The organism is Streptomyces sp. S6 (genome assembly GCF_054880855.1).
Map to the genome: position 1 here is coordinate 17196 of NZ_JBTYMC010000001.1, position 13824 is coordinate 31019.

A 13824-nucleotide genomic window follows, 5' to 3' on the forward strand; every position below is an offset into this window, starting at 1 on the left:
GCAGGGCCGAAGCTTTTCACGTCATGCGCACAACTGACAAGCGCGGTATTCAAAAGTGGCGGCGGAACGTTGGCACTTCGCCCGAACATCGACAAAGCGCCTTGACGTGAAACGCGTCCGGCCCCGTACGAGAGACCCGACTTCGGTCCTTCATACGGGGCCGGCGGCGCTCGCGCTCAGCTCGTTCCCTATCCGTTACACATCCGGCTCAGACGGCCGCCTCGTCGTTGGCCGGGAGGCTGTCCATGAAGGAGCTGACGGAGAAGACGGCGCGGCCGGGGCCGGGCTCGCCGTAGCCGGGCGGGGAGGAGAGGCCGAAGTCCTCCATGGTCTGCCGGTACGCCTGGAGGAGACGGATGTGGTACTCCAGCGGGGCGCCCGCCGGGTTGGCCTTGCCGAGCGGGGTGGTCGGCTCGGGGCACCAGGTGGTGAACCGGGGCGTGATGCCCTTCGACATGAAGAAGCGCAGGCCCTCGGTGGTGGAGGCGATGGCCTCGTCGACGGTCTTGAAGCCGAACGGCTCGGCCATCTCGACGCCGGCGACGAAGTTGGGGATCACGTTGCGGGCGCCGAAGATCTCCGCGGAGTCCAGGATGCGGCGGTGCCACTCGTCGCGGCCGACGTACCGCTCCTTGCCGGGGCAGTACATCTTGAAGAGGTACTCGTCCCACACCTCGTAGTTGGGGTGGTAGATCTGCACCCCGTAGTCCTTGAAGCGCTGGACGTCGTCCTTCGGCAGCGCCTGAGCGACGACCTTGCCGATCCAGCGGCCCGGGAAGCGCTCCTCGATGGCCTTGGCGTAGTGGCCGTAGAAGTCGGCCTCGTCGCGGCCCGAGACGGTCTTGGTGATCGCGCCGCCGGTCAGCGTGTAGGCGGTGGACGCCTTCGCCGTGTCGTACCGGTCGATGATCTCCAGCGCCTCCAGGACCTCCTCGACGTCCTTGACGCCGGTGTACGGGCGGCCCGCCGCCTTGTGCTGGCGCCAGTTGTGGTTGATGTCGCAGTACTGGCACTCCTCCTTGGCGCCGAAGTACTGGCAGACCCGGAAGACGGTGAGGTAGATCAGGTAGCCCCACTGGATCGTGGGGGCCACCTCCATCACGGACTTCCCGTTGGAGAGCTTGTGCCGGTAGTACTCCGGCATCGGGGGTACCCCGACGTCCGCGATCCGCTTGCCGTCCAGGTAGAGGCCGAGCATCCCCGAGTCGTCGGCCGCGACCCGGTAGGGGGAGGCGGGGTTGACCCGTACGGAGACGACCGTACGCCTCAGGTCGTAGGGGCCGCCGGTCAGGATGATCTCCTCCGGGGGCCTCCTGAGCGCGGCTTCACCCAGCTCGGGCAGGGTCCCGTGGTCGAACGAGAAGATGAAGTACGACTTCGGCTTCACCTCCCCGCCCTCGTTGTCACTCAGCGCGGAGGGGTCGAACGCCACTCCCCCGCGCAGCAGGTCCTCCTTGAAAACGGCTTCCCGCGGCACCCCCGGGAACCGCTCCATCAGATCCTCGACCAGCGCGGTCCGGCTGCCCATCCCGTCATCTCCCTCACACACACTTCACACGTACGACTCCTCACGGTATGCCCCCGGCGGGGGTGGGGTGGGGGCGGGGTGCCTTTACGGCGTGGGGAATATTTCCCAGCAAGCGTTTTCATCAGCCACACACCTCTTTCCCCGACGCCGCTCAGCTCTCCGCCGCTTTTTCTGACGACGCTCCGCGCCCCGCCCCGAAAATTTCCCGGTACCGCTTTCCCCCCGATTTCCCGCCGCCGACAATCCACGGCGCCAGCATTCCGGTGACCGCGAACATCACCCCGAGAACGATCCACCCCGCCCTCCCCCACGAAACGCACAACGCGATCACCAGCCCCGGCCCCACCGCCTCGGCGATCCCCGCACCGAGCCCGAACACCCCCAGATACTCCCCGGTGGCCCGCTCCGGCGCCAACGCGAACGACACCTCGAATCCGGCGGCGGAATGCCACAGTTCACCGACGGTGTGCACCACCACCCCGGAAATGATCAAGCCCCCCGCGATCCACCCCGGAACTCCGGACGCCATGGAAATGATCACGCACGCCACCAGAAACGCCACCCCCGACCGCCGGTACGCCATTCCCCCGGCCCTCGGCGTGTCGATCCCCCGGCTCGCCCGCACCTGAAACACCACGACGATCACCGTCGCGATCACCATCGAGGCGCCCACCAGCCAGTGCGGAGCGTCGGTCGCCCCGATCAGCCACAGCGGCAGCGCCACCGTGAGCACCTTGAACTGGACGGCCATCACCCCGTCGAGAGCGGTGACGAGCAGGTACCGCCGGTCGCGCAACGCGGTCCGGCGCGGGCCGCGCTCCGGTGTACCGGCGTGAGCAGCCGCCGGCAGCCGGACCAGCACGACGGCCGACCCCACGAGCGCCAACGCATTGGCCACGACGAGCAGTTGATACGCCCCGACACTCCCTACCTGCACCACCCACCCCGCCCCGACGGCCCCCACCGAGATCCCCACGTTCGTCACGGCCCGCAGATACGCCCGGAACTCCTGCGGCCGTTCCCCGCCGAACGCCCGGATCAACGGGGACCGCGCGGCGATCCCGGCCGCCTTCGCCCCACCCGCGAGGGACACGGCGACGACGAACGCGGCGAACGAGTCGGCGGCGAGGAACCCGGCGGTCGCCGCCGCCTGCACGACCAGCGTCACGGCGTACACCCCGCGCGCCCCGAACCGGTCGGCGAGCCGCCCGACGACGACACCGGCGCCGAGGGCGAGGAACCCGGCGAGGGCCAGTCCCAGAGCGACCTGTCCCGGCGGGAGGCCGGCGGCCTCGGTGAAGTAGAGGACTCCGGCGGTGAGATAGAGGCCGCTGCCGAGGGTGTAGACGAGGTTGGAGAGGGCGAGGACGCGCCGAGGGCCGGGATCCGGGAGTAGTCGGGGCACAGGGCTCCCCATCACGTGTCGATGTAAGGACCCGAACATCTTGAGGCTTGTTACTCGCAGGTGCAAGCTATATGCAACAAGCCCTCCACAAGCGGTTACGAGGTAGGTTTCACCCGCATCCCCTCGGAAGCCGGAAGGACGACCGTATGACCGCGAGCGTGACCAACTGGGCGGGCAACATCAGCTTTGCGGCTCGGGAGGTGCTCCGCCCGGACACCCCCGAGGCGTTGCGCAAGGCTGTCGCGGAGCATGACAGGGTGCGTGTCCTGGGCAGCGGACATTCCTTCAACCGGATCGCGGAACCCGGCGGCGAGGGCGCGCTCCTGTCGCTGGGCGCGCTCCCCGCCGAGGTCGAGGTCGACGCGGAGCGGCGGACCGTCCGGGTCGGCGGCGGGGTGCGGTACGCCGAACTCGCCCGGCGCGTACACGAGTCCGGCCTCGCGCTGCCCAACATGGCGTCCCTGCCGCACATTTCCGTGGCCGGCTCGGTCGCCACCGGCACGCACGGGTCGGGGGTGGCCAACGGCCCGCTCGCGGCGGCCGTCCGCGAGGTCCATCTCCTCACCGCCGCCGGGGAGTTCGTCGACATCGGCCGGGACGACCCCCGCTTCCCCGGCGCCGTCACCTCGCTCGGCGCCCTCGGTGTCGTCGTCGCGCTGACGCTCGACCTGGAGCCGGGGTACGAGGTGGAGCAGTACACGTTCACCGAACTCCCCCTGGAGGGGCTGGACTTCGAGGCGGTGGCCGGGGCCGCGTACAGCGTGAGTCTGTTCACGGACTGGCGGGAGCCGGGGTTCCGGCAGGTGTGGGTGAAGCGGCGGACGGACGAGCCGTACGCGGGGTTCCCGTGGGCGACCCCGGCCGTCGAGAAGCTGCACCCGGTGCCGGGGATGCCCGGCATGAACTGCACGGAGCAGTTCGGCGTCCCGGGCCCCTGGCACGAGCGACTCCCGCATTTCAAGGCCGAGTTCACCCCGAGCAGCGGCGACGAACTCCAGTCGGAGTACCTGCTCCCCCGCGAGCACGCCATGGCCGCGCTGAGTGCACTCGGAAACGTCCGGGAAGCGGTTTCCGGCGTTCTCCAGACCTGCGAGGTACGGACCGTCGCGGCCGACGAGCAGTGGCTGAGCCCGGCGTACGGCCGCGACTCGGTGGCCCTGCACTTCACCTGGATCGCCGACACCGACGCGGTGCTCCCCGTGGTCCGCACGGTCGAGAGCGCTCTCGACGGATTCGGCGCGCGCCCGCACTGGGGCAAGGTCTCCACCACCGCCCCCGCCGTCCTGCGCGAGCGCTACCCGGAACTGGACCGCTTCCGCGCCCTCGTCCACGACCTGGACCCGGCCGGGAAGTTCACGAACGCGTTCGTCCGCGAGGTGCTCGGCGACTGAGCCCGCACACCACGGGAACCGACTTCATAAACCCCCTTTCCGAACCCTTGTCGAATGGCCGGACACCGCCATAGCCTGGCGCGGCGCCGGAGCGACGCTGCTTCGGCGCGGGTGGAAGGGATGGGGGCGACTCCGGTGAAGCGAACATCACGTGACATCCGTACCGCGAACCGGTACGAGGTGCTGCGCCAGATCATCGCCCGCTCCCCCACCTCCCGGCAGGAGCTGGCCGCCGCGACCGGCCTCAGCCTCGCGACGGTCGCGACCCTCGTCGGCGAGCTGCTCGACCTCCGCATGATCACGGAGGTCGGCTTCGAGGACTCGGCGGGCGGCCGACCGCGCGGCCTGGTCGCCGTGCACGCCTCGGGCGGCGCGCTGATCGGCGTCGACATCGCGGAGACGTACGTCTATGCCGAGCTGTACGACCTGGGCCTGAACGTGCTGGCCCGCGCCGAGGAGCGGATGCGGCCGGGGCAGAGCAGCCCCGAGGAGGTCGTCGCCCATGTCGTGGCGACGACCCGCTCGGTCGTCGCACAGGCCGGCGTGGAGCCGGTCCGGGTGCTGGGCGTCGGGGTGAGCATGCCGGGGCAGGTGGACCGGGCGACCGGCGTCTCCGAGTACGCGCCCAACTGGGCCTGGCGGGACGTGCCGTTGCTCGACCTGCTCGCCGAACACATCCCGTACCCCCTGTACTTGGACAACCCGCTGCGCGCCTGCGCTGTCGCCGAGCTGTGGTTCGGCGGGGCGCGCGGGTACGGGGACGCCGTCGTGCTGATCCTCGGCACCGGGGTGGGTGCCGGGCTGATCCTGGGCGGCGCGGTGCACCGGGGGGTCAGTTCCAGCGCCGGGGAGTGGGGGCACTCCACGCTGGTGCTGGACGGCCGGCTCTGCCACTGCGGCAATCACGGCTGCGTGGAGACGTACGTCGGCGCTCCCGGAATCATGCAGAACATCAGGGAGTCGAGTCCGCGCAGCCCGCTGCTGCACCCCGGGGACCAGTCCGCGACGATCGACGCCGTCGCCGAGGGGCTCGCCGAGGGGAACCCCGAGGCCGTCAAGGTCGTCCGGGATCTGGCCCGTTACCTCGGTGCGGCCGTCGCCGATCTGGTGAACGTCCTGAACCCCGAGGTCGTCGTGCTGGGCAGCTGGGTCGCTATCCGGCTCGGTGAACCCCTGCTGCGCGAGGTGCGCGAGGCCGTGGCCCGGCACGCCCTGAAACGGCCGCTGGCCGCCACCCGGATCGTCCTGTCCCCGATCCTCACCGACTCGGTCTGCATGGGCGCGGCGACCCTCGCCCTGGAGGGCACGTTGCAGTCCGTGGGGCAGGCCGGAAACAAGCGCACCGCCAAAGCACGGAGCCGTACCGCACCGCCTTCGTGACGAACACCGAACCGACCGCGGCCACCGGCTTGTTGACGGGCCGTCAGTCCTGAATGAGCCTTGCGGTGGCTCGCGTCGGCGGTCCGCAACTCCCCTCCCCCACCCGACCGTTCGTGATACCGAACAGTCGCAACGCTTCGAACAGACTTTGTTCAACCCCTTGCCGAAGCCTTAGCCGAAGGTTAACGTCCCGCTCCGCAGCGCTTTCGAGCCACAGTGCCGGAGCCGTTGTGTCGCAGCCGCACTCAAGACAAGGACGTCAGGCATGTCGGCATCGAGCATGAGCAACTGGAATCGTCGATCCGTCCTGCGGGCCGCGATGGGCCTGGCCGCCACCGGCGGGCTGGCCGCGTGCGGCGGCAACAACGGGCGTAGCGGCGGGGGTTCCGGTTCGGGCAAGAACCTCGTCCAGTACTTCCACGCGTACGGCGAGGACGGCGTCGAGGCGGCGGTGAAGAAGTACGCGAAGGCGTACAAGGGGGCCAACGTCTCCACGCAGTGGATCACCGGCTCCAACTTCGAGCAGAAGCTGTTCGCCGCGCTGCTCACCGACAACGCGCCCGACGTCTTCGAGTTCCACCCGCAGATCCAGCTCGTCAAGAGCGGTCAAGTGGCCGACCTGACCGACATCATCGCGCCGGTCAAGAGCGACTTCAACCAGGCCGACATCACCTCGCACACGGTCGACGGCAAGATCTACGGCGTCCGCATGATCGACGACCCGCAGTTCTTCTTCTACCGCCCCTCGATGTTCGAGAAGGCGAAGATCCAGGTCCCGACGACGCTGGAGGAGCTGATAGAGGCGTCGAAGGCGCTCACCACCAGCAAGGTCAAAGGCGCCTACCTGGGCAACGACCTGACCCCGGTCCAGAACCCGCTGATCTGGTCGGCCGGCGCGGACACGCTGACCGCCGACAACAAGCCGGCGTTCAACACCGACGCGGTCGCGGCCGGCTTCAAGCAGCTGCGCGGGCTGTTCACCAGCGGCAACCTGCTGCTCGGCGCCCCGACCGACTGGTGGGACCCGTCGGCGTTCACACAGGGCCTGACGGCGATCCAGTGGTGCGGCATGTGGGCGATGCCGGTCATGCAGAAGGCGCTCGGCGACGACATCGGCATCTTCCCGTTCCCGAAGGTCGGCGCGGCCGGCAAGCAGTCCGTCGTCAACGGCGGCTGGTCGATGTTCGTCAACGCCAAGGGCAAGAACGTCGAGGCGGCCAAGGAGTACGTGAAGTGGCTGTGGCTCGACCAGAAGGAGTACCAGGAGGACTTCGCGACCTCCTACGGCTTCCACATCCCGCCGCGCACCTCGCTCGCGCAGAGCGCCACGAAGCTGAAGTCGGGGCTGCCCCTTGAGGGCGTCAAACTCTTCAACGAGTTCGGGCACTTCGACAACATCGGCTGGACGCAGGCGATGATCTCCGCGATCAACGACGTGACCGCCAACTCCATCCGCAAGGGCGACGACCCGAAGGCCCAGCTCGACGCCGCTCAGAAGAAGGTCGACGCCGAGCTCAAGAAGCTCTTCGGATAAGCCGCCGGGAACTCGACATGTCGACCACCACGACGCGGCAGGCCGCCTCCTCCGCCCCGGTCCCGGCCCCTTCGGGCCGGCGGCCGAGGCGGGGGCTGGCCGCCTCCCCCACCGCCAACTTCTGGCTCTTCACCGGGCCCTTCCTGATCGGCCTGGTGATCTTCGTCTTCGTGCCGATCGGCTGGAGCCTGTGGCTCAGCTTCTTCGAGGCACGCTTCACCGTCACGCCGAGCGATTTCGTCGGCTTCGACAACTACAAGCAGATCCTGACGGACGTCGACTTCCGCAACTCCCTGGTCACGTTCACCGTCTTCGCCGCGTTCATCGTGCCGCTCACCTGGGCGGTCTCGCTGGGGCTCGCGCTGCTGGTGAACCGGACGAGGTTCATGCGGGCGTTCTTCCGCTCGGCGTTCTTCCTGCCGACCGCGGTGAGCTACGTCGCCGCCTCGCTGATCTGGAAGATGTCCCTGTTCAACGGCGTCCGCTTCGGCCTCGCCAACACGGTCATCGGCTGGTTCGGCGTCGACAACATCGCCTGGCTCGCCAGCCCCGACCCGCCGTGGTACTGGCTGGTCATCATCACCGTACGACTGTGGCTCCAGTCGGGGTTCTACATGATCCTGTTCATCGCGGCGCTCCAGAACATCCCGAAGGAGCTGTACGAGGCGGCGGCGATCGACGGCGCCAAGCCGGGCTGGCAGACGTTCCGCTACATCACGTTGCCGCAGCTCAGGGCCACCTCGACGGCCGTGATCCTGCTCCTGCTGATCGCTGCCTACCAAGCGTTCGACGAGTTCTTCAACCTGCTGTCCAAGGCCACCTGGGGTCAGCCGCCGCTGGTGGAGCTCTACAAGATGGCGCTCGGTGAGAACCAGAACTACGGCGTCGGCAGCGCGGGCGCGGTCGTCCTCACCCTGCTGATCTGCGCCGTCACGCTCGTCCAGGGCAAGATCATGGGCTTCGGAAGGGGGGAGGAGTCGAAGTGAGCAAGCGCAAGAGCGGCTCTGTCCTCGGCAACACCGGTCTCTACGTCGCGACGTCCGTCGCCGCACTCCTCTTCCTGGTCCCGTTCTACCTGATCGTCCGCAACGCGCTGATGACGGACCAGGAGATCACCGGCGAGAACTGGAAGTGGTTCCCGACCAGCATCCAGTGGTCCAACATCAGCGAGCTGTTCGACGACCCGACGGTCGACTTCGCGCAGTCGCTGTGGAACTCGGCGGTCGTCGCCGTCCTGTCGACGAGCGGCATCCTGCTGGTGTGCTCGCTGGCCGGGTACGGCCTCGCGCGGATCCCGTACAAGCACGCCAACAAGGTGTTCTATGTCGTCCTCGCGACACTGATGGTTCCGACGGCCGTCACCTTCGTGCCCAGTTTCGTCCTCGTGTCGTCCCTCGGCTGGGTGGACTCTTACCGAGGTCTCATCGTTCCGGGGCTGTTCAGTGGTTTCACCTGCTTCCTGTTCCGGCAGTACTTCCTGGGATTCCCCAAGGAGCTGGAGGAGGCGGCGCGGGTGGACGGGCTCGGCTACTGGGGCGCGTACTGGCGTGTCGTGGTGCCGAACTCGCTGAACTTCTTCGCGGCCATGGCGACCATCACGTTCATCAACGGCTGGAACTCCTTCCTCTGGCCCCTGGTCATCGGGCAGGATCCCAGTTCGTGGACGGTGCAGGTCGCGCTGTCCTCGTACATGACCAACCAGACCGTGAACTACCACCTGATCTTCATGGCCACGGCCGTGTCGATCCTCCCGCTGGTGTTCGTCTTCCTCTTCCTGCAACGCTGGCTGGTGCAGGGGATCGCACAGACGGGCATCAAGGGCTGAGCTAGGAGACCGATGTCTTTCCGCACCACCTCCACGGACGTCGACTACGTCGAGGACGTCGCACCGGGCCGCGGGGCGCTCCCGCCACGGGCCTGGTATCCGTCGTCGGACGCGGCCACGCTGTCCCTGAACGGCCCCTGGCTGTTCAGGCTCTCGGCCACGGCCGGCGCCGAGGACGACACGTTCGCGGCGCCGGGATACGACGCCGGGGGGTGGGCGGAGGTCTCGGTCCCCGGGCACTGGGTCCTCCAGGGCCACGGCGCCCCCATCTACACGAACGTCCAGTACCCGTTCCCGGTCGACCCGCCGCACGTGCCGACGGAGAACCCGACGGGCGACCACCTCCGCGTCTTCGACCTGCCCGCCGACTGGCCGGCCGGCGGAGACGTACTCCTGCGTTTCGACGGCGTGGAGTCCTGCGCCCGCGTCTGGCTGAACGGCACGGAGCTCGGCGAGTTCAAGGGTTCCCGCAACGCGCACGAGTTCTCGGTGGGGGCGCTGCTGCGGCCCGAAGGCAACGTTGTCGCGGTCCGCGTCCACCAGTGGTCCGCGGGCTCCTACCTGGAGGACCAGGACCAGTGGTGGCTCCCGGGCATCTTCCGTGACGTCACCCTCCTGCACCGCCCCGAGAACGCGGTCCGGGACTTTGCCGTAACCGCTTCCTACGACCACGTCACCGGCACCGGCACCCTGCGCGTCGACTCGGACGTCCCCGGCCGGGTGACCGTCCCGGAGCTGGGCCTGGACATCGAGACCGGTTCCCCGGCGTCTGTCGCCGTGGAGCCGTGGACCGCCGAGACGCCCCGCCTGTACGACGCCGTCCTGGCCACCGCCGGTGAGCGCGTCCCGCTGCGGATCGGGTTCCGGACGGTCGCCCTGGACGACGGTCTGATCAAGGTCAACGGGACGCCGATCCTCTTCAAGGGCGTCAACCGGCACGAGTGGCACCCCGAGCGGGGCCGCGCGCTCGACCTGGAGACGATGCGTGAGGACGTGCTGCTGATGAAGCGGCACAACATCAACGCCGTGCGCACCTCCCACTACCCGCCGCACCCGGCGTTCCTCGACCTGTGCGACGAGTACGGCCTGTGGGTGATCGACGAGTGCGACCTGGAGACGCACGGCTTCGTCGAGCAGCAGTGGCGGGACAACCCCGTCGACGACGACCGCTGGACCCCGGCCCTGCTCGACCGGGCCGAGCGGATGGTCGAGCGCGACAAGAACCACCCCTCGATCGTCTTCTGGTCGCTCGGCAACGAGGCGGGCACCGGACGCGGGCTGACCACGATGGCCGAGTGGATCCACGGCCGGGACTCCTCGCGGCTCGTGCACTACGAGGGCGACTGGTCCTGCCGCGACACCGACGTCTACTCGCGGATGTACGCGTTCCACGGCGAGACCGAGGAGATCGGCAAGCGCCTCGACGGGGGTGCGCATCACCGGCGTGAACTCCCCTTCATCCAGTGCGAGTACGCGCACGCGATGGGCAACGGTCCGGGTGGACTCGTCGACTACCAGCGGCTGTTCGAGAAGTACGACCGCCTTCAGGGCGGGTTCGTGTGGGAGTGGATCGACCACGGCATCGTCCACGAGGAGTTCGGGTACGCGTACGGCGGTGACTTCGGTGAGGAGCTGCACGACGGGAACTTCGTCTGCGACGGCCTGATCTTCCCGGACCGCACGCCCTCCCCCGGCCTCCTTGAGTTCAAGAAGGTCATCGAGCCGGTGTCCTTCACGGGCGGTTCGGACACGGTCACGGTCACCAACAAGCAGGATTTCGCGGACCTTTCGGCGTTCGCGTTCTCCTGGGCGTTCCAGGTGGACGGCGAGGAGGTCGCGTCCGGTCCGCTGGAGGTGCCCGCGCTCGCGGCCGGTGCGTCGGCGGAGGTGAAGCTGCCGCCGGTGCCTTCGGAGGCGCCAGTTGGTGCGGAGACGGGGTGGACGGTGCGTGCCGTATTGGCGGCCGACACCCTGTGGGGTGCTGCGGGCCACGAGGTCGCGTGGGGTCAAGTCGCTCTTGCGGAGCGGGCGTTGCCTTCGCTCGGTGCGGTCGTCGCGCCGGTCGTCGGCGAGCGGGAGATCACCGTCGGCCCCGGTGTCTTCGACTCCCGCACGGGCGCGCTGACTTCGATCGGTTCGGTGCCGGTGACGGGCGGGCTGCGGCTCGACGTGTGGCGGGCGACGACCGACAACGACAACGGGACCGAGTGGGTCACCGGGATCAACTACAGCGAGCTGTGGCGGAAGTTGGGGTTGCACCGGATGCGACACCGGCTGGATGCCGTGTCGTTGGACGGGGACGCGCTGACCGTGCGGACCCGGGTGGCGCCGGCCGCCGCCGAGGTCGGGCTCGCCGCCGTGTACCGGTGGACGTCGGACGGGGAGCGGCTGAAGCTGACGGTGTCGGTGACGCCCGAGGGCAAGTGGACGGTGCCGCTGCCCCGGCTCGGTGTGCGGTTCGGGCTGCCGGGGTCGACGGACGCCGTGAGCTGGTTCGGCGGCGGGCCGCTGGAGGCGTACCCGGACACCCGGGAGGCGTCGCGGATCGGGGCCTGGCAGTCGACGGTGGACGCGCTCCAGACGCCGTACCTGTACCCGCAGGAAAACGGCTCGCGGGCCGATGTCCGCAGGGCTACGCTGGGCGGGCTCCAGGTCGAGGGCGACCCGGAGTTCTGGTTCACGGCCCGCCGCTGGACCACCGAGCAGCTCGACGCCGCCCGCCACCGCACCGACCTGGTGCCCGGCGAGACGGTGTGGGTACACCTGGACCACGCGACACACGGCGTGGGCACGCAGGCGTGCGGGCCCCGGCCGCTTCCGCAGTACGAGCTGGAGGCGGCGCCCGCCGAGTTCTCGTTCGTGTTCTCGGCAGCCGAGTAATCCTTTTCTGACTCTTTCTCCCGAGGCCGGCCCGGCACCCTCCGGGCCGGCCTCGGCTGTGCGCCTGCAAGGGAGGCTCATCGAGTGAGCGGCAGCATCGAGGTGCGCGGGCTGTCCCGCACCTTCCACACCACCGTCCGCCGGCCCGGTTTCGCGGGTGCCCTGCGTTCGCTGGTCGACCCGGAGCGGGTCGCCAAGCACGCCGTGCAGGACATCACCTTCGACGTCGCGGAGGGTGAACTCCTCGCGCTGCTGGGCCCGAACGGCGCGGGCAAGTCGACGACGATCAAGATGCTCACCGGCATCCTCACCCCCACCTCGGGCGAGGCGAGGGTCGCGGGCGTCGTCCCCTACCGGGAGCGGGAGCGCAACGCCCGTAACATCGGCGCGGTGTTCGGGCAGCGCACCCAGCTGTGGTGGGATCTCCCGGTGCGCGAGTCGTTCATGATCCTGCGGGACATCTACGAGGTCCCCAAGGCCGAACACGCCGCGCGGCTCAAGGAGTTCGACGAACTCCTCGACCTGTCGTCGTTCTGGAGCACCCGGGTCCGCCATCTCTCCCTGGGCCAGCGGGTGCGCTGCGACCTGGCGGCGGCGCTGCTGCACGACCCGGCCGTGGTGTTCCTCGACGAGCCGACGATCGGCATGGACGTCGTGGTGAAGGAACAGGTGCGGGAGTTCCTCCGGTACCAGGTCGAACAGCGGGGCCGTACCGTCCTGTTGACGACGCACGACATGACGGAGGTCGAACGCCTCGCGGAGCGCGTGGTGTTGATCAACCACGGGCGGCTGGTGCTGGACGGGCCGCTGGAGGACATCCGGCGCAAGTTCGGCTCGACCTGGCAGGTGCGGGCCACGCTCGCGGACCCGCACACCGAGGTGACGCCGCTGCGCGGCATAGCCGTCGTCGAACACGAGGGCCCTGTCGTGGTGTTCGGCCCCGAGGGTCCGGACGCGCCGACCGTCCACCAGGCGCTGAAGGCGGTCATCGAGCGGTACGAGGTGACGGACGTCGCGCTCGACGAGGCCGACCTCGAAGACGTCATGCGGGCCGCGTACGTCCACACGGAGGACGGCCGATGAGCTCGTTCGCGTGGCGTGCGGCGCGTGTCACCCCGCTCGGGGAGCTGTCCACGCCGCCCCGGATGACGGGGGCGCTGCTGCGGCTGGCCGTGCAGATCGTGCTGGTGGCGTCGCTGTGGCACGGGCTGTACGCGCGGACCGGGACGACCGCGGGGCTCGACCGGGGGCAGGCGGTGACGTACGCGGTGCTCGCCGTACTCAGCTCCCGTATCCGGGAGTTGGACCAGTACTCGGGGCGGGACACCGTCCAGCAGCACGTCCACTTCGGGACGATCGTGTACTGGTGGATGCGGCCGATGCCGCCCCGCCGGTACTACGCGCTGCGGGCGCTGGGCGAGCAACTGTACGGGTTCACCTGGGCGTTGGCCGGGTACGGGGTGTGCCTCGCGGTCGGCGTCGTCGATCCGCCCGAGTCGGCCGCTGTGGCCGGGGTGTTCGCGCTGAGTCTGCTGCTCGGGCAGTGGGTGCTGTACTACATCATGCTGGTCATCGACCAGTGGTGCTTCTGGGCGCTGCGCAACGGGGCCGCTCTGTTGATCCTGGTCTTCGCGCAGAACCTGCTCTCCGGGGTGTACGCGCCGCTGTGGTTCTTCCCCGACTGGTTCGTCACGCTCAGCTCGTACCTGCCGTTCCAGGCGACGCTGAGTGTGCCGCTGTCGCTGTACATCGGCCGTATCCCGCTGTCCGACGCGGGCTTCCAACTCGCCGTGCAGGCGGGGTGGGTGGCCGCTCTCGCCCTGTTGACCCGGTTCCTGTGGGCGCGTGCCGCCCGCAGGGTCGTCGCGCAAGGAGGCTGAT

10 protein-coding genes are annotated in these 13824 nt (G+C 69.1%); 8 read left to right on the plus strand and 2 right to left on the minus strand.

Going from position 1 to position 13824, the window contains the following annotated elements; genetic code table 11:
* Nucleotides 1–208: 208 nt before the first annotated feature.
* Nucleotides 209–1528, minus strand: a complete 1320-nt coding sequence (locus tag ACVNF4_RS00080) for a radical SAM protein (protein WP_461800510.1) — start codon at nucleotides 1526–1528, stop codon at nucleotides 209–211.
* Between the two features lie 151 nt (nucleotides 1529–1679).
* Complete coding sequence (locus ACVNF4_RS00085) at nucleotides 1680–2933, minus strand: MFS transporter (RefSeq protein WP_461800511.1); 1254 nt, start codon at nucleotides 2931–2933, stop codon at nucleotides 1680–1682.
* A gap of 146 nt (nucleotides 2934–3079) precedes the next feature.
* On the opposite strand from ACVNF4_RS00085, the gene ACVNF4_RS00090 reads away from it, so the two are divergent.
* The 8 genes from ACVNF4_RS00090 (at nucleotide 3080) to ACVNF4_RS00125 (ending at nucleotide 13823) form a co-directional block, all read left to right on the plus strand.
* Nucleotides 3080–4324 carry a D-arabinono-1,4-lactone oxidase gene (locus ACVNF4_RS00090; RefSeq protein ID WP_461800512.1) on the plus strand — a complete coding sequence of 415 codons (1245 nt, stop codon included), beginning with the start codon at nucleotides 3080–3082 and terminating at the stop codon, nucleotides 4322–4324.
* A 135-nt stretch (nucleotides 4325–4459) separates the two neighbouring features.
* Nucleotides 4460–5704: an ROK family protein gene (locus ACVNF4_RS00095; protein ID WP_461800513.1), complete on the plus strand. Its 1245-nt coding sequence runs from the start codon at nucleotides 4460–4462 to the stop codon at nucleotides 5702–5704.
* Nucleotides 5705–5969: 265 nt separating this feature from the next.
* Complete coding sequence (locus ACVNF4_RS00100) at nucleotides 5970–7238, plus strand: ABC transporter substrate-binding protein (protein ID WP_461800514.1); 1269 nt, start codon at nucleotides 5970–5972, stop codon at nucleotides 7236–7238.
* A gap of 17 nt (nucleotides 7239–7255) precedes the next feature.
* Nucleotides 7256–8224, plus strand: coding sequence for a carbohydrate ABC transporter permease (locus tag ACVNF4_RS00105; RefSeq protein ID WP_461800515.1), 969 nt, complete (start codon nucleotides 7256–7258; stop codon nucleotides 8222–8224).
* On the plus strand, nucleotides 8221–9063 hold the full coding sequence (locus ACVNF4_RS00110; RefSeq protein WP_461800516.1) for a carbohydrate ABC transporter permease: 843 nt from the start codon (nucleotides 8221–8223) through the stop codon (nucleotides 9061–9063). Before ACVNF4_RS00105 ends, ACVNF4_RS00110 begins: the two co-directional genes overlap by 4 nt.
* Nucleotides 9064–9075: 12 nt before the next feature.
* Nucleotides 9076–11943 carry a glycoside hydrolase family 2 TIM barrel-domain containing protein gene (locus tag ACVNF4_RS00115; RefSeq protein ID WP_461800517.1) on the plus strand — a complete coding sequence of 956 codons (2868 nt, stop codon included), beginning with the start codon at nucleotides 9076–9078 and terminating at the stop codon, nucleotides 11941–11943.
* An 84-nt stretch (nucleotides 11944–12027) separates the two neighbouring features.
* On the plus strand, nucleotides 12028–13026 hold the full coding sequence (locus tag ACVNF4_RS00120; RefSeq protein ID WP_461800518.1) for an ABC transporter ATP-binding protein: 999 nt from the start codon (nucleotides 12028–12030) through the stop codon (nucleotides 13024–13026).
* Nucleotides 13023–13823, plus strand: coding sequence for an ABC transporter permease (locus tag ACVNF4_RS00125; protein ID WP_461800519.1), 801 nt, complete (start codon nucleotides 13023–13025; stop codon nucleotides 13821–13823). The genes ACVNF4_RS00120 and ACVNF4_RS00125 overlap by 4 nt, the downstream gene beginning before the upstream one ends.
* Nucleotide 13824 lies beyond the last annotated feature (1 nt).